The following is a 21,203-nucleotide window of genomic DNA, read 5'->3' as shown; positions in this document are numbered from 1 at the left end:
GACCTCAGAACCGGAACCGGGTGACGAGGCCGTTCATCTGCTCGGCCATCCCGGCCAGCTGGCGGGCGGCGGTGAGCGACGTGCCGGCCTCCTCGGTGTTGCGGGCGGCATCGCCGGCGATGTCGCCGATGGTCGCGGCGATCTCGTTGGTCCGGGTGGCGACGTCGCTCACCGTGCGGCTGGTCTCCTGCGTCGTGGCCGTCTGCTCCTCGACGGCGCTGGCGATGGTGACCTGGAAGTCGTTGATCCGCTCGATGATCGAGCCGATCTCGCTGATGGCGGCGATCGCCTGCTGGGCGTCGGCCTGGATCGTGTCGACCCGCGCGCCGATGTCCTCGGTGGCCCGGGACGTCTCCTGGGCCAGCTCCTTCACCTCACCGGCGACGACCGCGAAGCCCTTGCCGAGCTCGCCCGCGCGGGCGGCCTCGATGGTGGCGTTGAGCGCGAGGAGGTTGGTCTGCGCGGCGATCGACGTGATCACCTTGATGACGTTGCCGATCTCGGCCGAGGAGGCGCCGAGCCGGGCCATCGTCGCGTTGGTCTGCTCGGCCATCGTGACGGCGTCGCCCGCGACCCGCAGCGCCTCGTTGGCGTTGCGGGAGATCTCGGCGATCGAGCCGCTCATCTGCTCGCTGGCCGACGCCAGGGTGTCGACGTTGAGGGAGACCTGGTTGGCGGCCTCGTTCGCGGCGCCGACGCGCCCGCTGGACTCCCCGGCCGAAGCGGCGATCCGCTGCGCGGAGCCCGACAGCTCCTCCGCTGAGCCCGCGACGGTGCCGGCCGATTCCGAAAGCGATTTGACGGTACCGCGAACGCTGCTTATCGCTTGATTCAGATCGCGGGCCATCCGTCCGACCTCGTCCGTGGAGTCGACACCGCAGCTGCGCGACAGGTCGCCGCCGGCCATGCCGCGCAGCACGCCGGACACGTCGCGCAGGGGCACGATGATGCCGCGGGCGACGAGCACACTGACCGCGACGATGAGCAGCACCCCGGCCCCGCCGGCCAGGGACAGCGCGGTGATGGCCCGCACCTGCTCGCGGTCGACGGCGGCCGCCGCGTCCTCGGCGTGCCGGCCGAGCGCGTCCCCGATCGCCGGGAGCTTCTCCTCGACCTCGGTGAAGGACGTCTGGAACTGGGTGTACCCCAACCCGGTGCGCTGCCCCGCGACGACCGCGCGCACCACCTCGTTGGCCAGGTCCACGTAGCGCAGGACGGCGGGCTGGACCCCTTGCGCCGCGGCGCGCACGTCGGCGGTCATGCCGGCTCCGGTGAACAGCGTCATCGCGTCGGTGAGGATCTTGGCGTGCTCGGTGAGGTCGCTCTGCGCCTCGGCCACGTCGGTGCTGCCGGTCGTGGCGAGCAGGGCCCGCAGCACGTCCCCGCGGACCGCGTCGTGTGCCATGTCGGCCTCGAGCGTCGTGCGGGTCAGGCCGTTGAGTGACTGCAGCTGGTGGGCGCGGTCGCCGTCGGCGGCGAACGTCCGCACGCCGATCGCCAGCAGCACGGCGACGGTGATGACAGCGAGCACGATGACCGCACCGAGCTTCGCGGCGATGGGAAGATTACGCACCGCGGCCATGAACGTGCCTCTCTCACAGAAATCTCCGCCCGGCCTATCGGCGCGGGCGGAGACGTCTTGAGAACTCGGTTTGCGTTTGGTGGCTATCCGGTTCGGTGCCGCATGGTTCGACGCTACTTGGGTTCCGTGCGAAGCATCCGGCTCAGGGCCCGCACGGCCACGTCGCTGGGCGAGGCCGCCTCGATGTTGGCCTTCTGCAGCTCGCGGTAAACCTCTTCGCGGTGGACCTGGATGCTGCGGGGCGCCTTGATGCCCAGCCGCACCACGTCGCCGCGCACATCGAGCACGGTGACGACGACGTCGTCACCGACCATCACGCTTTCACCGGGACGTCGGGTCAGGACGAGCACGGGCCGCTCCTTCCGTGGGCGATACGCGAACAGTACCCGATTTGTCGGTCCCGCCGGGCCGGAAAGCCGGGCGGGACCCCGTTAGGGCACCGTCGGCTCAGGCGACCATCAGCCTCAGGGCACCAGCAGCCTCAGGGCACCATCAGCTTCTGGCGGACCGGATGGCCGCTGTGGCTCAGGATCAGCTGCACCGCCCGGCGGGTCCGCTGATCGAGCACGATGGGGGCCATCAGGTTGGCGGTGGCGTCCTCCGCACCGGCCTCGCCGGCCGTGACCACCAGCAGCACGAGCAGGTCGGCCTGGTCGGACACGCCGAGCGTGGCGAGGGTCTCGTCGTCGATCTCGGCCTCGTAGTCGGGGAAGAACTGCGTCGGCGGGACGACCAGGAACCGCAGGCTGTCGGAGTCCACGGACTTCAGCGAGTACAGCACCCCGGCGTCGTCGAGGCGGACGAGCACGAAGCGGCGGTCCTCGGGAAAGCCGGGGATCGGCGCGACGAAGTCGATCACCGGCAGCGTGGTGGTCTCCCCCGGACTGTCAACGGTCGCGACGCTCATAGATTCCTCACTGACTGGAGCCGCCGTGCGGGCTACCGCAGGAAGTCCACCAGCGACGGCTGGACGACCTTCGCGGTCGCGGCCAGCGCCGCCTGATACGCGGTGCTCTGCAGGGACAGCTCGGTGATGGTCTTCGGCAGGTCGATGTCCTCGACATTGGACAGCTGGGTCCTCAGGTCGAGCACCCGGTTGTCCGCGGCCTGCTGCATTTGTGAAACCTGATTATATCGGGATCCAACCCCCGAAAGCCCCGTCTGCACCCGTTTCTGCGCCGTGTCGACATCGTCCAGGTCGGCCTTGAGCGCCGAGGGGTTGTTGCGCAGGTCGTCGGCGATCCGGCCGAGCATCTTGAACACGTTGCCGGGTTCGGCGCCGAACACGGACGCGGCGTCGGTGTCCACGCGCACGGTCGCGTTCGCGCCGATGGTGCGGTTCACCCGGCCCGTGTCGCCCTTGTACACGCCGTTCTCGTCGTAGGCGATGGAGCCGGCTGCGGTACCGCCGAAGATGGGCCGGTCGAGGTAGGTGGTATTGGCCAGGTCGAGCATCGAGCCGCGGAGGTTGTCCATCTCCTGCGCGATCGCCTCGCGGGCCTGGGCGTCACCGGCGGTGCCGCTGGACATGCCGGTCAGCACCAGCTCACGAGCCCGGTTGAGCTGCGTGGAGGCGCTGCTGAGCGCCGTGTCGGCCTGGTTCAACCAGCCCATCCCGTCATCGCCGTTGCGCGAGTACTGATTCAGCGTCGCCATGTCGCTGCGGGTCTGCATGGCGATGACCGCGCCGCCGGGCGAGTCCGACGCCTTGGTGAGCTGCTTGCCGCTGGACAGCTGGTTCTGCAGATCCTGGTTCTTCTGCAGATTGACCTGCAGGTTGGCCAGCGTGTTGGTGGCCACCGAGCGCTCGGTGACGCGGAAGCCGGGCATCCGTTCCCTCCTCCTGCTATCGCTTCATGTTGATCAGCGTGTCGAGCGTGGTGTCGACGGTGCTGATCACCTTCGCGGCCGCCTCGTACGCCCGCTGGTACATCAGCATGTTCGTCATCTCCTCGTCGAGGCTGACGCCCGACTCGGCCTGCTCGGCCGAGGTGACGTCGTCGGCGATGACCTGCTGCGAGGAGGCGCGCCGGCTGACGGTCTGGGCCTGGATGCCGATGTCGACCACGAAGTTGCGGTACTGCGTGTCCGCGCCCAGCGGGTCCTTGGCGATGTCGGCCATGGCGTTGGCGTTGTCGCCCTGATACGGCGTGGCGGGCGTGCTCGACGCGGCGATCTTCGTCGGGTCGGTGATCGCGACCCGGATGTCCTTGGCGTTGGTGCCGGTGAAGAACGCGCCGCCCGGCTGCGGGCTCGGGGTCGTCGCCGGGGGCGTCGTCGTGATGTCGTACCCCTTGGCGTGCTGGTCGTTCACGGACTGGATCAGGGTCCGGGCGACGCTGTCGAGGCCGGCGACGGTGTCCGGGATGGTCTTCGTCAGCGCCTCCAGGCCCGAGGCGAGCTTGCCGGTGGTGATCGCGGCGACGCTGCTGTTGTCGGCGAACTGCACCTGCACCGGCGCGACGCCGATCCCGTCGACCGTCGTGCTGCCGACCGCCTTGAGGTTGCGCACCGAGTCGCCCTGCACGAGCAGGTTGCCGCCGAGGGCGACGTCCATGCTGCCGTCCTCGTTGAGCCGCCCGGCCGCCCCGGTGAGCTCGGACAGCTTCATGACCAGCTGGTCGCGCTGATCGGAGAGCTCGTTGGTCGGCATGTTGGCGTTGCGGGCGAGCTTGATGCGCGCGTTGAGGTCGGCGACACCGGCCGAGGTCTGGTTGACCACGGAGACGTCGGCGTCGAGGGCTTCGCGGGTCGCCCCGAAGAGGTTGTCCAGATTCTGCCGGGTGGTGCCCATGTTCTGGGTGATGGTGTTGGCCCGGGACAGCAGCTGGGTGCGGGCCGACATGTCGCCGGGCCGGTTGGCCACGTCCGACCAGGCCGACCAGTAGTCGGACAGCTGCGACTGCAGCCCGGTGTCGCTGGGCTCGCCGATGGCCTGCTCGACGTTGGCGTAGACGCCGTTCTGCGCCTGCAGGTACTCGTTCAGCCCGCGCTCGGTCCGGGTCCGGTTGGAGATGAACTCGTCGTGCAGCCGGGTGACGTCGGTGATCTTCACGCCGTCGCCGATGGCCTCGCTGGTCGACCAGTATGCCGGCCGGGTCAGCGACTGCACGGGCGCGAGCTCCACGCGCTGCCGGGAGTAGCCCTCGGTGTTGGCGTTGGCGATGTTCTGCCCGGTGAGGTCGAGGGCGCGGCGCTGGGCGTAGAGGGCCGAGAGGGCTGTGTTCAGACCGGAAAAGGTGCTCATCACATCGCCTTGTCAATCAGCCGGGTCCGGGCGGCGGCCGACACGGTCTCGCCCTTGCTCCCGTAGGTCTCGACGGAGCCGACGACGGCGAGCATCGTCTCGCGCGCCGCGCGGGCCCCGGTGGTGAGCAGGTCGCGGTTGGCCTCGGCGAGCGCGCTCACCTCGGCGGTCACGGTCAGGAAGGCCTTGCGGTGCTCGGTCAGCAGGTCTCCCCACGGCGCCGGCGCGGCCTCGGCGAGCCGGCTCAGGCTCGGGTTGGGCCCGACGCCGAGCTCCGCCCCGATCGCCTCGACCTCGGCCGCCCGCACGACCTCGGTGCGCCGGATCTCCTCCAGCACGACCTCGACCTCGCGGGTGGCGTGGGCCAGCCAGCGTGTGCGGCCGGAAGCCAGGACGAGTTGCTCCTCCTCCAGCTTGAACAGCAGCAGCTCCAGCATCTCGCGCTCCCGCCACAGGATGCTCGCGAGATCCGCCAGCCCCATCCGCTCCGCCTTCCCTAAGCACATCTCCACGTCGGACGCCCGACACTTCGGCATTTCGATGCCCGGCTTGAGCACAACCGGTCTGCAACTTTGCGTCACCCGAGCCCGCACCCGGGGCTGGCGAATCTGGTTCTCGACCAACCAACTCCTTGCCACGAAGAGGTTGCCGTGACCACCACCGCCGAAGCCACCGCCACCGCCCTGACCCCGGCGGAGCTGGACGCCCACGTGCGCGCCCACCTCCCGCTCGTGGGCCACCTGGTGCGCGAGATGCTCGGCCGCCTGCCGGCCCACGTCTCCCGCGAGGACCTCGTCTCCGCGGGCATGGCCGCCCTCGCCGGGGCCGGCCGCTCCTTCGACCCGAGCCGCGGCATCCCGTTCGGCAGCTTCGCCACCAGCCGCATCCGCGGTGCCCTCCTCGACGAGCTGCGCGGCCTCGACTGGGCCAGCCGCTCCGTGCGGGCCCGCGCCCGCAAGGTCGACACGGTCCAACAGGAGCTCACCGGCCGCCTGGGCCGCACACCGACGCAGCCGGAGCTGGCCGCAGCGATGGGCGTCGCCGTGGAGGAGCTCAAGACGATCGACGAGGACGTCCAGCGCGCGGTCGTACTGTCGCTGCAGGGCTTCACCGCCGGCAGTGCCGAGGAGCTCGTCCCGGAGCGCGCCGCCGGTCCCGAGGACCTGATCCTGCACCGCGAGCGCATCGGCTACCTCCACCAGGCGATCAACGCCCTCCCGGAGCGCCTCCGCAAGGTCGTCACCGCCTACTTCTTCGACGAGCGCCCGATGAACGACATCGCCGAGGAGCTCGGTGTCACGGAGTCCCGCATCAGCCAGCTCCGCGCCGAGGCCCTGGTCCTGCTGCGCGACGGCCTGAACAACCACCTGGATCCCGACCTGCTCCAGGGCGGCCCGGGCACCACTGCGGCCGGCTGCGTGGCCCGCCGCCGCGAGACCTACTACGCGAACATCGCCGCCCAGGGCAACCTGAGCGCCCGCCTCGCCATCACCACGCCCTTGGGCATGCCGAAAGCCGCTTAAAACGCCATCACAGACCCGCAGCGGGTCGCACCGGAGGGTCCGGGAGCGACGGACGAACGCGCTGCAAACCCGCGACGCCGAACGGATTCGGGCGCGGGAGGAGGCACCAGGGATCAGGCATGACGCCCAGGCACGGATGCGCACCGCACCGCAGCACCACCTTGTGAGGCACGGACGCCGCAGCAGGCCGGGCATGGACGCCGAGGGACAACGCGTGGCACGGAGGCCGGAACGACGCGGGGACACGGAGGTCCCGCCAGAAAAACGGGCTCGGGGGCGGTCAAGCGGCACGGATGCCGTGACCGCCCCCGAGAACAACCGTTTCGCAACCGAGAGGCACCGATTGTGTACCCAAAGTGACGGAGGCTGGGTCGTACCGGGTTGATCAACCCGGTCGCGAGTACCCGCCTCCTGCCACGAAGAGGTTGCCGTGACCAGCAGCATCGCCACCAAGACGTCAAGCGCCGAGCGAGAGGAGCTCGTGCGCAGCCACCTGCCGCTCGTCGGGCACCTCGTCCGCGAGATGCTCGGCCGCCTGCCCGCGCACGTCCTGCGCGAGGATCTCATCTCGGCCGGCATGGCCGCCCTCGCCGGCGCCGCGCGCTCGTTCGACCCGGGCCGCGGCATCCCGTTCGGCAGCTTCGCGACCACGCGCATCCGCGGCGCGCTGCTGGACGAGCTGCGCGGCCTGGACTGGGCCAGCCGCTCCGTGCGCACCCGGGCCCGCCGGGTCGAGACGACCCAGCAGGAGCTGACCGCGGCCCTGGGCCGCACACCCACCCAGAACGAGCTGGCGGAGGCGCTCGGCGTCGCCGTTGAGGAGCTCAAGAGCCTCAGTGAGGACGTGCAGCGTTCGGTCGTACTGTCGCTGCAGGGCTTCACCGCCGGTACCGCCGAGGATCTCGTGCCGGAGCGCACCGCCGGCCCCGAGGAGCTGATCCTGCACCGGGAGCGCATCGGCTACCTCCACCAGGCCGTCACCGCACTGCCGGAGCGCCTGCGCAAGGTCGTCACCGCCTACTTCTTCGACGAGCGCCCGATGAGTGACATTGCCGAGCAGCTCGGCGTCACCGAGTCGCGGGTCAGCCAGCTGCGGGCCGAGGCGCTCATGCTGCTGCGCGACGGGCTCAACAACCATCTCGACCCGCACCTCGTGGAGGCGGCCCGGGACAAGGGCTGCGTGACCCGGCGGCGGGAGGCCTACTACGCGAACATCGCGGCCCAGGGCGACCTGAGCGCCCGGCTGTCCATGACCAATCCGCTGGGAGTGCCGAGAAGCTTCTGATCAAAAACCCTTGTGAACCGGCCCGGAGCGCCGATGTTCACGGCGAGCGAGCCAAGGACGGCTCGCGGAGTTCGACCCAATTCACGGAGGAGTCATCATGGGTCTTCGCATCAACAACAACATCGCCGCGCAGAACGCCTACCGCAACCTGTCGGTCACCGACAGCCAGATGGGCAAGTCGCTCGAGAAGCTCTCGTCCGGCTTCCGGATCAACCGCGCCGCCGACGACGCCGCCGGCCTGTCCATCTCCGAGGGTCTGCGCTCGCAGATCGGCGGCCTCAAGGTGGCCGTGCGCAACGCGCAGGACGGCATCTCGGTCGTGCAGACCGCTGAAGGTGCGCTCACCGAGACGCACTCGATCCTGCAGCGCATGCGCGACCTGTCGGTGCAGGCCTCGTCCACGGGTTCGCAGGACTCCGACGCCCGCTCGGCCGCGCAGACCGAGTTCTCGCAGCTGGGCAAGGAGCTCGACCGGATCGCCTCGACGACCGCATTCGGCAGCCAGAAGCTGCTGGACAGCACCACCGCCTACACCGGCACGTTCCAGGTCGGCGCCAACGGCTCGACCTCGGACCAGATCGCGGTCAACCTCGGCTCGGCCGCGTTCGGCAGCGGCTCCGGCCTGTCCGGCTTCGACTCGGCCGGCCTCGGCGTGGGCTCGCTGGACCTGACCACGTCCGGCACGGCCGCGATCGACGCGATCGACAAGGCCATCAAGGGCGTCTCCACCGCGCGCGCCAACCTCGGTGCCTACCAGAACCGCTTCGAGCACACCATCAACAACCTCAACGTCGCCGTCGAGAACCTGTCCGCGTCCGAGTCGCGCATCCGCGACACCGACATGGCCCAGGAGATGGTGTCCTTCACCCGCTCGCAGATCCTGACCCAGGCCGGCACCAGCATGCTGGCCCAGGCCAACCAGGCACCGCAGAACGTCCTGTCCCTGCTGCGCTAATCGGCGACCGCGAGAGCCCGGCTCCCCAGCGTGGGGCCGGGCTCTTCGCGGTGCGGGTGCGGCCTCAGGACAGTACCCCCGCGAAAAATTCTTCACGAAAACCTTATGCCGCAAGGGCTCGTGCCGAACTTATGAGTGACCGGACCACGGATGGACCGGCTTGACCCGACTCAAGGAGGAAGATCGTGGGTCTTCGCATTAACAACAACATCGCTGCCCAGAACGCCTACCGCAACCTGTCGGTTACGGACAGCCAGATGGGTAAGTCGCTGGAGAAGCTGTCGTCGGGTTACCGGATCAACCGGGCGGCCGACGACGCCGCAGGCCTCTCCATCAGCGAGGGTCTCCGGTCCCAGATCGGCGGCCTGAAGGTCGCGGTTCGCAACGCCCAGGACGGTATTTCGGTCGTCCAGACCGCTGAAGGTGCGCTCACCGAGACGCACTCCATCCTGCAGCGTATGCGTGACCTGTCCGTTCAGGCCTCCAGCACGGGTTCCCAGGACTCCGATGCGCGGTCGGCCGCTCAGACCGAGTTCTCGCAGCTCGGCCAGGAGCTCGACCGTATCGCCAACACCACCGCGTTCGGCGGCCAGAAGCTGCTCGACGTCGGTGGCACCGCGTACAACGGCACCTTCCAGGTCGGCGCGAACGGTTCTTCGTCCGACCAGATCGCGGTCAACCTGAGCACCGCCGCCTTCGGCAGCGGTTCCACCCTGACCGGGTTCGACTCGGCCGGCCTCGGTGTCGGCTCCCTCGACCTGACGACCGCCGGGACCGCGGCGATCGACGCGATCGACAATGCCATCAAGGGTGTTTCGACGGCTCGCGCCACCCTGGGTGCATACCAGAACCGGTTCGAGCACACCATCAACAACCTGAACGTCGCGGTCGAGAACCTCTCGGCGTCGGAGTCGCGGATCCGTGACACCGACATGGCTCAGGAGATGGTGTCGTTCACCCGCTCGCAGATCCTGACCCAGGCCGGCACCAGCATGCTGGCCCAGGCCAACCAGGCGCCGCAGAACGTCCTCTCGCTGCTGCGCTAGGACCTACGGGCTTGACCTGACCCAGAGGACACCGGCAGGGCACGGCATCCAGCCAGGGCGCCGTGCCCTGCTACATGATCTTCTTAAGCTTTTCCCCTCAACCGATGCCCGCGCGGTCCGATGGGACCGGCAGAAGACGCGACCTAGGCCGCGGATGGCCGGTTTCAAGACTCAGGGAGGAGCGCCATGGGTCTCAGGATCAACAACAACATCGCTGCGCAGAACGCCTATCGCAACCTGTCGGTGACCGACAACCAGATGGGCAAGTCGCTGGAGAAACTCTCTTCGGGCTACCGGATCAACCGGGCCGCGGACGACGCGGCCGGGCTGTCCATCTCGGAGGGGCTCCGTTCACAGATCGGCGGCCTGAAGGTCGCCGTCCGCAACGCGCAGGACGGCATCTCCGTCGTCCAGACCGCTGAAGGTGCACTGACCGAGACCCACTCGATCCTCCAGCGCATGCGCGACCTGTCGGTGCAGGCCGCCTCCACGGGTTCGCAGGACTCCGACGCCCGCTACGCGGCGCAGACCGAGTTCTCGCAGCTCGGCCAGGAGCTCGACCGCATCGCCAACACCACGTCGTTCGGCGGCCAGAAGCTGCTCGACGCGACCACGCCGTTCACCGGCACGTTCCAGGTCGGCGCGAACGGGTCGGCCTCCGACCAGATCACGGTCAGCCTGGGCACCGCCGCGTTCGGCAGCGTCGCGGGCGTCAGCGGGTTCGACTCGGCCGGCCTCGGTGTGGGGTCGCTGGACCTGTCGACCGCCGGCACCTCGGCGATCGACGCCATCGACACCGCCATCAAAGGTGTATCCACGGCCCGGGCCCAGCTCGGTGCGTATCAGAACCGCTTCGAACACACGATCAACAACCTCAACGTCGCCGTCGAGAACCTGTCCGCGTCCGAGTCCCGCATCCGAGATACGGACATGGCGCAGGAGATGGTGTCGTTCACCCGCTCGCAGATCTTGACCCAGGCCGGCACCAGCATGCTGGCCCAGGCCAACCAGGCACCACAGAACGTGCTGTCGCTGCTGCGGTAAACCACCGAACCGTCCGGGGAGGAGCAGGTCTCCTCCCCGCTCGCCGCTCCTCAGGAGGTACCGCATGGTCACTGGCGCAAGCGTCGACGGCCTGGTCTCCGGTATGCAGACCTCGTCCGTCATCGCGGGGCTGATGCAGGTCGAAGCCGCACCGCAGACGGCCCTGAAGGCCAAGGTCAGCACCCAGCAGAAGGTCATCAGCTCGTACCAGTCGATCAACACGAAGATGGGCGGACTGCTGACCGCGGCGAAGGCGCTCAACGACCCGACGGCCTGGAAGGGCGCGACGGCCACGTCCAGCTCGGACTCCGTGCTGGCCACCACGAGCGCGACCAGCAGCAACCAGACCGGCTCGGTGACCTTCAAGGTCAAGTCGCTGGCCGCGGCGGAGTCGCGGATCTTCTCCGCCGGCTCGGTCGGCGCCACCAGTGACAGCATCACCTCCTCGTCGAACATCTCGATCACGAACACGGCCAGTGGCGAGGTCAAGAACCTGCCGATCACCGACGGCACGCTCAAGGGCGTCGTCGACGCCATCAACGCCTCCACCGACCTGCCCGTCAAGGCCACCGCGATCCAGCTCGCCCCCGGGAAGTACACCCTCCAGCTGACCTCGAAGGACACCGGCGCCGCGTCCGCGTTCTCGATCGGCGGCATCGACGGCCTGGGCGCCGACGTGGCCGCCACCGAGGGCTCCGACGCCGTGCTGACCGTCGGCACGACCAACGCGTTCGAGATCTCCTCCTCCTCGAACACCTTCAAGGGCCTCATGGACGGCCTGACGGTCACCGCGAAGTCCGTCACCAAGGACACCGACCCGGCGGTCACGGTCGGCGTGAGCAGCGACACCGACGGCATCGCGGCCAAGGTCCAGGCGATGGTCGACGCGGCCAACGGGGCCCTGTCCGAGATCGGCGCGCAGACCAAGAACGCCAGCGGCGCCGTGCCCGCCGGCCAGCTCGCCGGCAACTCCTCAATGCAGCAGCTGGCCAGCACCATTCTGCAGACCGTCTCCGGCGGCGCCGGCAACCTGGGCAGCCTCAAGGACGTCGGCATCGAGCTGACCCGCGACGGCCAGCTCACGTTCGACAAGACGAAGTTCGTGTCGGCCCTCAACGCCGACCCGGCCAAGACGCAGTCCTACTTCAACGGGGCCACCGACACCGACGGTGACGGCATCAAGGACGGCTTCGCCGACAAGATGGTCGGCATGGCCAACAAGGCCACCATGTCCAGCACCGGCACCCTCGCGCAGCTCATCACCAGCGGCAACAACAACATCACGGATCTCAACGACCGGATCAGCGACTGGGACGTCCGTCTCCAGCAACGGCAGGCGACGCTGCAGAAGCAGTTCACCGCGATGGAGACGGCGCTGGGCTCGATGAAGAACCAGTCCAGCTGGCTCGCCGGCCAGCTGTCCTCGCTGGGCTGATCCGGGAGAGTCCTGAATGACTACGCAAGCGTTGCGGAACCGCTATGTCACCGACAGCGTCTCCACCGCGCCCCCGGCGCAGCTGCTGGTGATGCTGTACGACCGGCTCGTGCTCGACCTGATGATCGCCGGCCAGGCCCTGGAGGCCGGCGACACCGCGACGAGCTCGAGCCGGGTGTACCACGCCCAGGAGATCCTCATGGAGCTGCGCGCGACGCTCGACACCTCGGTGTGGAGCGGCGGCCCCGGCCTCGCGTCGCTCTACAGCTTCATGATCAACGAGCTGGTGCAGGCCAACGTGGCCGGCGACCGCGAGCGGATCGAGACCGTGCAGGGCTTCGCCGAGCAACTGCGGGACGCGTGGCGGGCGGCGGCCGCACAGGTGACGGCGCAGGGGAAATGAACCCGGACTGGTCCGCGGCCTGGGATGCCGCGCTGGCGGCCATGGAGCTCGAGGCGGACGCGGTGGAGCAGATGCTGCGCCACCGCGACCGGCTGGAGCAGGCGCCGGAGCGGGCCGTGTTCACGCCGCCGACCGGGATCGGGCCGCTGCCGATGGAGCTGACCGACCGGGCCCGCCTGCTCATGCAGCGGCAGCTGGACCTGTCCCGCGAACTCTCGATCGCCATCGCCAGCAACCGGCAGCAGTCCCGGCTGGTCAACCGCACCCGGCGCGAGGGCAGCGGCGGCGGCCCACCCCCCGTTTACCACGACATCCGTACGTAAAAACGACAAACCTTCAAGCTGCTTCGGATTCCGGGCCGCTTCGCTCCCGCCCGGTGCGGGAGGGCTGCGCCCCCCTGCGCCCCCGCCGGTGCGCGCCCTCGGCTTCGTTTGACGGCAACCGAAAAACTCTTGATTTGCGCCTGTTTGTGCCGATACGGGCAGCATGAGCCACATCCCCGTCTCCGTCATCATCGCCGCCGGCGGGAGCCCCGACGACTTCCACGCCTGCCTCGAGTCGCTGCGACCCACCCTCGGCCTGCGCGACGAGGTCGTGTGCGTGATGCCCGCCGACCGCCCCGAACTGCGGGCCGAGCTGCGGGGCCACACCTGGCTGCGGGTCGTCGACGCAGCCGGCCCGCTCCCCTGGACCGACGGGCTCGCGGCCACCCGCCACCCGATCGTCGTCTTCCTCGACGGCGACGTCGTGCTCTCCGCGCACTGGCTCGACCCGGTCCTCGAGGCCTTCGGCGACCCGTCGGTCGTCGCCGCCGGCCCCCGCGTCCAGCACAGCTACGGCCCCCAGCAGGCCGACCCGCCCGAGGCCGCGATGGACAGCGCCGCCGCGTTCAAGGCCTACGCCCGCGAGTGGCGCCAGCAGCACCGCGGCGAGTTCATGGACGTCGACCGGCTCGGCCCGGTCTGCGTCGCCATCCGCCGCGACGCCCTCATGATCGCCGGGGGCCCCAGCCTCGACCTGCCCTACGACGAACTGTCCGCGCAGGGCCGCATCGTCGTCGCCCACGCCGCCCTCGTCGCCCACGTCGGCTCCCCGGCGTGCGGCCTGCGCCAGCCCGACCCGGCCGATGACGCTCCGCTGCTCACCGCCAGCCTCATCGTCAAGGACGAGGAGGACGTGCTGCCCCGCTGCCTCGAGGCCCTGCGCGAGCTCGCCGACGAGATCGTCGTCTACGACACCGGCTCCAGCGACCGCAGCATGGAGATCGCCCGGGAGTACGGTGCGAAGGTCGTCGAAGGCTACTGGAGCGACCACTTCGGCGACGCCCGCAGCCGCTGCCTCAATCACTGCTCCGGCCGCTGGGCTCTGTGGGTCGACGCCGACGAGGTGTTCACCGGCGACGCGCGGATCGTCCGGGATGCATTGCGGTACAGCGAAAACAGCGCCTTTTTTGCCACGATCGACAACCGCGAGGGCCACGAGGGCGGTGCCGGCTCCAGCACCATCTACTTCCCGCGCATGTTCCGCCGGGTCCGCGGCCGCATCTACGGCCGCCTCCACGAACAGGTCGTCGACCGCATCACCGGCCGCTCCCTGTCCGGCTCGCTGCTCAACGACCTCGTCCTCGACCACTCCGGCTACACCCGCCTGCGCGGCACGCTGAAGAACAAGGCCGAGCGCAACCTCCGCCTGGCCACCCTGGCCGCCGAGGACGTCAGCGGCCTGACCGCGGTCGGCAACCTGGCCCGCTCCCAGCTCGGCTCCGGCCACTACGACGAGTGCATCACCACCGCCCGCCGCGGCCTCGACGAGGCTCAGGACCACACGCACAAGGTGCTGTTCCTGAAGATCCTGGCCGACGCGTACATCACCGTGGGCCGCCTCACCGAGGCCAACGAGGCCATCGAGGACCTCCGCAAGATCGCCAACACCGCGTTCACGGTCGTCGAGCACGAGGTCAAACTCCGCTTCTCCGAGGGCGACTACGAACGCACCCTGGAGCTCATCGCCGAACTCCCCGAGTCCGGCGCCAACGACCTCCTCTACGGCGTCGGCAAGGGCCGCTTCGCCGGCCTGCACGTCGACGCTCTGAGCCGGCTCGACCGCCACCAGGAGGCCGCGTACCACCTGCGCCAGTGGCTGAAGGAGGGCCAGGTCCCGATTCCCGTGGCCCGCATGGCCCAGGTCCTCGGCGCCGCCGACGGCAGCCTGGCCGAGGTCGCCGAGCTCCTGCCGCCCGAGAACGTCCGCGGCCTGCTGTTCAGCGTCGCCGAGGCCCCACCGGAGGCCGCCGACGAACTCCTCGAAGCGCTGTGGCGCCGCTACCCCGGCGAGGCTACGGTCCTCACCTTGGCCGCCCGCGTGGGCCGGCGCGTACCGTTGATCCGCGCCATGGAATGGTCGGCCCGCCTGCGCCAGCACGGCTTCCCGGACCAGTGCACACTCCTGGCCCTCTCCGCCGACCAGCGCCGCACACCACGCGAACGGACCTTGGCGGCGGCGATAGCTCTGGAGATGTTCCACGACGAGTCGGCGCTGCCGCTGCTGAACGACGCCCTGACCGACGTGCCGGACGAACTCTCCGCCGGCGTCCTGGAGGAGATCCGCATCCTGGCCCCGCGCGTCTCGGCCAGCATCGAACTCGCCGACGCGTAGCCTCTCCCCCGGCCGGCTGGGGGCACATAACGGCAACGGCAAACGCAGCGGCGACGGCGACGGCGACGGCGACGGCGACGGCGACGGCGACGGCAGATGATCGCAGGGGATTCGCGACGTCGCCAGCCCACGCGGCGAGCCGAACGCGGCAACCGGCCGCAATCACCACGGACCGAAATCTGCTTCTGTCGCCGCAGGCGCCCACGAATCGTCACCACCGAAAAGTGACCACGACCGACCCGGCAGCAAACGACGGACCCCGGCCACCGATACCGCAACCAAATCACGGTCGCGCCCACACTATCCGGTAGTTGCCCCGCGCGGGCGTCACATTCTGCGGTGCCGCTCGGAGGGGCATCTATGTGGTCTGGTCGCGGTTTGTTGGTTGCGGTCCGGGCCGAAGCCCGGCGGGTCCGGCAGCGCCCTAGCGACCGTGGTGAAGAGCGCGCCGGATCAGAGTGGCGGGGTCGTCGAACCACTCGTCGTGGGTGGTGGCCGGGCCGAGCATGTCGATCGCGGTGACGTACGCGTCGGTGTCCACTCGGCGGCCGGTGAGCTTGCCGACCACGGCCTGCAGGTACTGGTAGTCGCTGTGGTCCGGGTATTCGCGGACGGCGCCCGACACCAGCTCCGCCGCCTCCACGTCGCGGCCCAGTTCGAGGAGCGACAGGACCACCCAGCGGCCGGCGGCGGTCCTCGTTGCCGGGCGTTGGAAGGCGGCCGTGAAGTCGTTCAGCGCGGCCTCGATCCGGCCCGCGGCGAAGTGCTCCATGGCGGTGCGGTACGGCAGGTCTTCCGGCAGCCGATCGGCCGCCGCTGGGAGGTAGGCCCTTGCTACGCCCGGGGTGGCCTCGGGGCGGCGGGCCACGATCTGCCAGCGCACCGCTCGGTGGCCTTCGAAGGCCGGGAACGACACCGGCACCGCTATGGCGCCGGCCGTTGTGGCGGCGGCCTGTCGGCGGAGACGCTGCTCGGAGGTCGGGTCGGTGAAGTGGAGGCCGGTCAGGTCGAAGGTCCAGCCGGGTGGGAGTGGCGGTGGTGACCAGCCGGCGGCTGTGGTTCGGTAGGTGTCCTCCAGGCGGCCCACGATGACGTCCCAGGAGTAGCCGGCCGCTGTGGCCAGGCCGCCGGCGCGGAGGTGCTCGGACAGGCCGGGCTCGTCCAGGACTCGGCGGAGCTGGGCGGTCAAGGTGTCCACGTCGCCGACGTCGGCCAGGAGGGCGTTGTCGCCGTCGCGGGCATACTCCAGGACGCCGGTGTTGCGGGTTGCTACGACCGGGGTGCCGGAGGCCATCGCTTCCAGGCACGGGAGGGAGAAGGACTCGTAGCGGGAGCAGCAGACGTATGCGGCGGCGCCCCGGAACAGGGCGCCCAGTGTCGGCTGGTCGGGTGCGACGACCACGCGGCCGATCGGGTCCAGCGGCGGGCGGGGCGTCACCCAGATCAGGTCGAGCGGGCGGCCCAGCATCGCGAGTTCGGCGGACAGCTTGCGGTACACCCGGCGCATCTCGTCCATGCCCTTGAACGCGTTGCCGTCCCAGCCCACGAAGAGCAGGTATGGGTGGTCGGCGGTCGCGGGCGGGCCGGCCGGGGTGAAGACGGCGCGGTCGACGGCGTTGTGGACGACGGCGGCGGGGATGTTGTAGCGGTCGCGGAGGACCTCGGCGACTGTGCCGCTCACCGTGATCGTCGCGTCGGCGGCGGACAGGTTGCGGGCGGCGATGTCGAAGATGTCGCGGTCGATCTTCTCGAAGAGGTGGAAGTCGCCCTGCTCGAAGTGGACGACCGGGGCGGTGCCCAGGGCGCGGGCGGCCAGGAGCTGGTCCCAGTAGCCGCCGACAACGACATCCGCTTCCTCGACATATGCCGATAAATCCACCCCGAACGGCACCTGCGTGAAGTCGGCGCGCAGATCGAACCAGTCCGGCCGCGGAAAGTGGCTGACGACGGTGACTCGATGACCGCGGACGGCCAGGCGGTTGGCGTGCTCGAACAAGATCCTCGCGCCGCCGCCCACATCCGTGCGAGGCGCCAGATAAGCAATGCGCAAATATCCGGATCTGCCGGATATGCCGAAGCTGAGCGTCGACGGAGCCAGTGCCGGCAGCGCGCGGCGGGACTCGAACTCCCGGCGCCGGGCCGCCGTCACCGCCGCCGGCAGATCCGGACACAGCGCGCCGGCCACCGACGGCGAGAATGACTTGAGACGCAAACCCATGATCGCGAAGCGGACTCTCTCAGAAATCGATGATCGCGAACGGGTAGAAGTCGACCCGCTCCAGGTCCGAGACCTGCATGGGCTTCAGCCGCGCCTCGCCGTCCAGGGCCGAGAACCGGCCGCCGCACTCCGCGCCGATCGTGCGCAGCAGGTCGGCGAAGCGGCCGCGGTCCGCGCCCAGCATCAGCGTATTCCACTCGAAGATGAGGCGGCGGACGCGGCGCTGGCGGATGAGGCCCATCATGCCCATGAACGCCTGATACTCGCCGCCCTCGATATCGATCTTCAGGACGTCGATGACGCCGGCGCTCTGCAGCGCGTCGTCCAGGCGTACCGCCGGAACCTCGATCGCCGTGATTTCGTCGAGCCGGTGGGCGTTGCCCGGGCGATGCTGGATCGAGGAGTCGCCGACCCACCGGGCCGAGGCGTTGAACCTGACCGTGGTGTTGGCGGAGTACGCGGCCTGGTTGTGCACCACCACGTTGTGCTCGGTGAGCCAGTTGACGGCCAGGTTGTCGCGCAGGACGGCGGCCGTCCCCGGGTTGGCCTCGAACGCGATCACCTTGCCGCCCAGGCCGACGCGCTGGGTGGCGAGCACGGTGAAGTAGCCGATGTTGGCCCCGACGTCGACGAACGTCTGCCCGGGCCGCAGCTCGGAGGCCAGGAACTTGGTCAGCGGCCCCTCGATCGCGCCCCACGTCACCAGCGACGGCATGAGGCTGTAGTCGTCGGCGGGCATGACCAGCATCGCGTTGTAGATGGTCTCGACCAGCATCCGGTTGTTGCCGATGTAGGTCCCCCGCAGGCCCGCCTTGGCGAGCGGCGGGGCGGGCATTGGCACCGCCGGCGCCTGACCCGACGGCGCTTGACCCGACGGCGCCTGACCCGACGGCGGAGCCTGCAATCCGAGCAGCATCCGCGCGTTCTCGGCCGGGTCGTCGCTCATCGCCACCCGCATCGTGGCCTGCAGCGCGGCTCCTTCCGGCTCGCTGTACACCACGATCTCGGGCAGGTCCCGCCCACCCGCGAGCTGCCGCAGCAGCCCCGCCATGGCGTCGCCGACGGCCTCGGTGACCTGCGGGACGCCCTTCACGACGAGCGCGAGCTCCATCCCGGGCCGCCCCATGGCGATCTCGACGGCCGCCGCCAGCACCACCGCCGCGGTCTCCACCAGGTCCGGGTCGACGGTCACCACGATGCGATCGGCGACCTTCGAAGCGTCGGCGGCCGGGGCAGCCACCGCCGGCGACGGGGCGACCGGCCGTTCGGCGACCGGCTCGGACGGGAAGGCGGACAGCCAATGACACACGGCATACGCCGCGGGATAGGCCGTACCCTCGCGGGCTGGTTCGGTCCAGTGGTAGGGGAAGAACAGCTCGGACCCGAAGACCGCCGGGGTGACCGCCCCCAGCGCGTCCTGCTCGGCCACGACCCGGGTGAGCAGCTCGGCCCCGGTCTGCTCGTCCCGGGGCTTCCCGGGCCGCCAGGCGACGGAGTTCGGCAGCGCCGCCACGACCGCCTCCAGCAGCGGCGAACCGGGTGCGGCCCCGAGCACGCCGTCGCCGAGCCGGAAGCCGTCCTCGCGCACGCAGAAGACGTCGACCCCGGCCAGCAGCGGCTCGATGTTGCGCAGGCACTCCATGTCGGTGCCGATGCACACGCCGCCGTGGGCGAGGAGCAGCTCGTACCGCAGGATGTCGGCCTTCTGCCCGGGCGGGGCGGCGTCGAACAGCTGCTGGTTGCGCAGCGGCGGCACGTCGGCTTCGGTCCACAGCCGCAGCTCCCAGCCGGGGTGGTGGCGAAGCCAGGACTCGCCGAAGGCCTGCTCCCGCGCGGACAGCGGCCCGCCGAGCGCGATGCGGTGGAAGACCTTGGGGATCAGGAGCCGTTCGAGTACCGCCGTCATCTGAAGCTCCCCACCAGGTCGCGTGTGTCCAGCAGGCGCCGCAGGGTCTCGGCGATCCCGCCGCGCGGCAGCGGCAGGGCGTGGCGGGCCGGGTCGTGCCCGTCGACCGGTGCGAAGGACGCCACCAGGTCGCAGGCCCGCCAGAGGTCGTCGGCGCCCTGTCCGGCCTGGACCTCGAATTCGCACGGCACGTCGATGTCGGCGGCGGTGATGGCGATTCCCGGGGGTACTCCCACCACGAGCATCGCCGACCCCGAGGGCGCCCGCGCCAGCTGCGCCGCGACCTCGTCCAGCAGCGGGGAGAGCGCGCTGATGCCGACCCGCAGCGGGCGCCCCTCGGCCCGGGCGGCGGTGCGGCGGGTGACGAGGAGCCAGCCCAGGCTCGCCTCGATGGAGCTGACCGTCACCAGGTCCTGGTGCACGCGGTCGAGGAGGGTGCCTTTGCCGTGCGGGTCGTGGGTGCGCCGCAGCTCCTCGACGGTGGTCGGGAGGTTCGTCGTCATGAGGCGCAGCCGCGCGTCGGTCCGCCGGCCGACCTTGCGGGTCGTCGCCTCGTAGGTCGTGCTCCGATACGCCGGGTGCGTCCGCAGGTCCGGGTGGCGCTCGGCGAGGTGGGCCCGGGCCTGTCCGACGCGGCCGGCCCGGCGCATCAGCGACACCGGGTCGAGGCCGATCCGCACCCGCTGCACGGCGTGGCGGTTGTGGACGACGCGGAGGCCGCGCGGGCGGCGCGAGAGCCGATACGCGAGGTCGGCGTCCTCGGCGAAGGGCACCTCGAAGCGGGCGTCGCCGAGGACGGAGCGGCGGATGCTGGAGCGGCCGCCCCAGAACTGATGCCAGTCGCCGATGCCGTAGTGGCGCAGGCCGTCGTGGCTGCGATATACGGTGCCGCGGAAGGCGAGCCAGGCCTCGACACTGCAGGCCCGGTCGGCCGTCGGGCCGGTCCAGCCGAGGACGGCGTCGACGTCGTTGCCGTGCTCGACGTAGGTGCGCAGGTGCTCGGCGAGGCAGCGGGGCGCGGGTTCGTCGTCGTCGTCGAGGAAGAAGACGATGTCGCCGCGGCCGGCTTCGAGGCCGGCGTTGCGGGCGACGCCGGGGCCGCCGTTCTGCTCGAGCCGGATGAACTTCAGGTCCAGGCGGTCGAGGAACGGCAGGACGACCAGCTCGGCGGAGTCGGGTGAGCCGTCGTCGACGACCACGACCTGGAACCGTTCCCGGGGCAGGGTCTGCGCGCAGAGGGCGGCGAGGCAGTCGTGCAGGGCCGCCGGGCGCTGGAAGGTGCTGATGACGACGCTGAGGGTGAGGTCCGTCTCCGGCGGCTCGAGGTCGCCGGCGAGTTCGCGGTACACATCGGACCAACCCTTGCCGGCACCCGGGCTGGAGTGGTCGAGCACGGGGCTGCCGGGGTCGAGCCAGTCGGCCAGCAGGCCCCGGTGGTCGGCGACGCAGACCAGGTCGGCCCGGGTGAACTGGTCGGTGAGGAAGACCTGGGCGGCCTCGCTCGGCGGGGGTGCCCAGCCGGCGTGGACGCTGACGACCAGGGGCAGGCCGAGGAGCCAGGAACGCTCCAGGAGGGCCGCGTCGGCGAGCTCACCGGCCAGGTGTACGTGCACCACGTCGACGTCGTGCGAGGTGAGCAGCTCGGCCAGGAGCTTCTCGGAGGGGGTGTCGCCGAAGAACGGCTCGGGGCCGGGCACTTCCAGGGTGTACTGCCGCACGCCCTGCTCCAGCCCGGTCTCGCGTAGAACGGCAGTCGCACCACGCGAAGGCTCGATGGCCAGGACATCCCAGCCGCGGGCCGCGACCTGGCGGGCCAGAGTGGCGCAGCGGCGGTACGCGATCGAGTCGCGCGAGGGGAGGATGACGGCCGCACAGGGCCGGCGTGTGTTCTTCCGCACACCGGC

18 protein-coding genes are annotated in these 21,203 nt (G+C 70.2%); 9 read left to right on the top strand and 9 right to left on the bottom strand.

The window, feature by feature from the left end; all coding sequences use genetic code 11:
* Window positions 1–4: 4 nt before the first annotated feature.
* The 6 genes from ACIA8L_RS27200 to flgN form a co-directional block, all read right to left on the bottom strand.
* The gene (locus ACIA8L_RS27200; protein ID WP_395909219.1) at window positions 5–1,582 is read right to left on the bottom strand and encodes a methyl-accepting chemotaxis protein; all 1,578 of its coding nucleotides are present in this window, start codon (window positions 1,580–1,582) and stop codon (window positions 5–7) included.
* Window positions 1,583–1,695: 113 nt separating this feature from the next.
* On the bottom strand, window positions 1,696–1,932 hold the full coding sequence (csrA, locus tag ACIA8L_RS27195) for a carbon storage regulator CsrA (protein ID WP_395909217.1): 237 nt from the start codon (window positions 1,930–1,932) through the stop codon (window positions 1,696–1,698).
* A 131-nt stretch (window positions 1,933–2,063) separates the two neighbouring features.
* The gene (fliW, locus tag ACIA8L_RS27190) at window positions 2,064–2,489 is read right to left on the bottom strand and encodes a flagellar assembly protein FliW (RefSeq protein ID WP_395909215.1); all 426 of its coding nucleotides are present in this window, start codon (window positions 2,487–2,489) and stop codon (window positions 2,064–2,066) included.
* A gap of 32 nt (window positions 2,490–2,521) precedes the next feature.
* Complete coding sequence (gene flgL / locus ACIA8L_RS27185; RefSeq protein WP_395909214.1) at window positions 2,522–3,412, bottom strand: flagellar hook-associated protein FlgL; 891 nt, start codon at window positions 3,410–3,412, stop codon at window positions 2,522–2,524.
* A gap of 16 nt (window positions 3,413–3,428) precedes the next feature.
* Window positions 3,429–4,829, bottom strand: a complete 1,401-nt coding sequence (flgK, locus tag ACIA8L_RS27180; RefSeq protein ID WP_395909213.1) for a flagellar hook-associated protein FlgK — start codon at window positions 4,827–4,829, stop codon at window positions 3,429–3,431.
* A complete protein-coding gene (gene flgN / locus ACIA8L_RS27175; RefSeq protein ID WP_395909212.1) occupies window positions 4,829–5,311 on the bottom strand; it encodes a flagellar export chaperone FlgN in 483 nt (160 codons plus the stop codon). Before flgN ends, flgK begins: the two co-directional genes overlap by 1 nt.
* A gap of 168 nt (window positions 5,312–5,479) precedes the next feature.
* On the opposite strand from flgN, the gene ACIA8L_RS27170 reads away from it, so the two are divergent.
* From ACIA8L_RS27170 to ACIA8L_RS27130, 9 genes are all read left to right on the top strand, one after another.
* The gene (locus ACIA8L_RS27170; protein ID WP_395909211.1) at window positions 5,480–6,352 is read left to right on the top strand and encodes a sigma-70 family RNA polymerase sigma factor; all 873 of its coding nucleotides are present in this window, start codon (window positions 5,480–5,482) and stop codon (window positions 6,350–6,352) included.
* Window positions 6,353–6,782: 430 nt separating this feature from the next.
* Entirely contained in the window at window positions 6,783–7,637 is an 855-nt protein-coding gene (locus ACIA8L_RS27165) for a sigma-70 family RNA polymerase sigma factor (RefSeq protein WP_395909210.1), read from the top strand.
* Window positions 7,638–7,734: 97 nt separating this feature from the next.
* Window positions 7,735–8,592, top strand: a complete 858-nt coding sequence (locus ACIA8L_RS27160; protein WP_395909208.1) for a flagellin — start codon at window positions 7,735–7,737, stop codon at window positions 8,590–8,592.
* Between the two features lie 185 nt (window positions 8,593–8,777).
* Entirely contained in the window at window positions 8,778–9,638 is an 861-nt protein-coding gene (locus ACIA8L_RS27155; protein WP_395909207.1) for a flagellin, read from the top strand.
* Between the two features lie 186 nt (window positions 9,639–9,824).
* Window positions 9,825–10,682, top strand: a complete 858-nt coding sequence (locus ACIA8L_RS27150) for a flagellin (RefSeq protein ID WP_395909206.1) — start codon at window positions 9,825–9,827, stop codon at window positions 10,680–10,682.
* Between the two features lie 64 nt (window positions 10,683–10,746).
* The gene (gene fliD, locus ACIA8L_RS27145) at window positions 10,747–12,117 is read left to right on the top strand and encodes a flagellar filament capping protein FliD (protein ID WP_395909205.1); all 1,371 of its coding nucleotides are present in this window, start codon (window positions 10,747–10,749) and stop codon (window positions 12,115–12,117) included.
* 16 nt (window positions 12,118–12,133) lie between these two features.
* Window positions 12,134–12,520: a flagellar export chaperone FliS gene (gene fliS, locus ACIA8L_RS27140; protein ID WP_395909203.1), complete on the top strand. Its 387-nt coding sequence runs from the start codon at window positions 12,134–12,136 to the stop codon at window positions 12,518–12,520.
* The gene (locus ACIA8L_RS27135; protein WP_395909202.1) at window positions 12,517–12,843 is read left to right on the top strand and encodes a hypothetical protein; all 327 of its coding nucleotides are present in this window, start codon (window positions 12,517–12,519) and stop codon (window positions 12,841–12,843) included. Before fliS ends, ACIA8L_RS27135 begins: the two co-directional genes overlap by 4 nt.
* A gap of 163 nt (window positions 12,844–13,006) precedes the next feature.
* Window positions 13,007–15,175 carry a glycosyltransferase gene (locus tag ACIA8L_RS27130; protein ID WP_395909201.1) on the top strand — a complete coding sequence of 723 codons (2,169 nt, stop codon included), beginning with the start codon at window positions 13,007–13,009 and terminating at the stop codon, window positions 15,173–15,175.
* A 424-nt stretch (window positions 15,176–15,599) separates the two neighbouring features.
* Here the strand turns inward: ACIA8L_RS27130 and ACIA8L_RS27125 are convergent, their stop codons facing one another.
* The 3 genes from ACIA8L_RS27125 to ACIA8L_RS27115 are packed head-to-tail and all read right to left on the bottom strand — an operon-like array spanning window position 15,600 to window position 21,197.
* Window positions 15,600–17,393, bottom strand: a complete 1,794-nt coding sequence (locus ACIA8L_RS27125; protein WP_395909200.1) for a glycosyltransferase — start codon at window positions 17,391–17,393, stop codon at window positions 15,600–15,602.
* A 19-nt stretch (window positions 17,394–17,412) separates the two neighbouring features.
* Complete coding sequence (locus ACIA8L_RS27120; RefSeq protein ID WP_395909199.1) at window positions 17,413–19,299, bottom strand: FkbM family methyltransferase; 1,887 nt, start codon at window positions 19,297–19,299, stop codon at window positions 17,413–17,415.
* A complete protein-coding gene (locus ACIA8L_RS27115) occupies window positions 19,296–21,197 on the bottom strand; it encodes a glycosyltransferase (RefSeq protein WP_395909198.1) in 1,902 nt (633 codons plus the stop codon). Before ACIA8L_RS27115 ends, ACIA8L_RS27120 begins: the two co-directional genes overlap by 4 nt.
* Between the last annotated feature and the right edge of the window lie 6 nt (window positions 21,198–21,203).

This window comes from Dactylosporangium sp. NPDC051541 (genome assembly GCF_044454505.1).
Classification (GTDB): domain Bacteria; phylum Actinomycetota; class Actinomycetes; order Mycobacteriales; family Micromonosporaceae; genus Dactylosporangium.
Note: the sequence above shows the minus strand (reverse complement) of the source record. Positions and strands in the feature narration are given on the sequence as shown.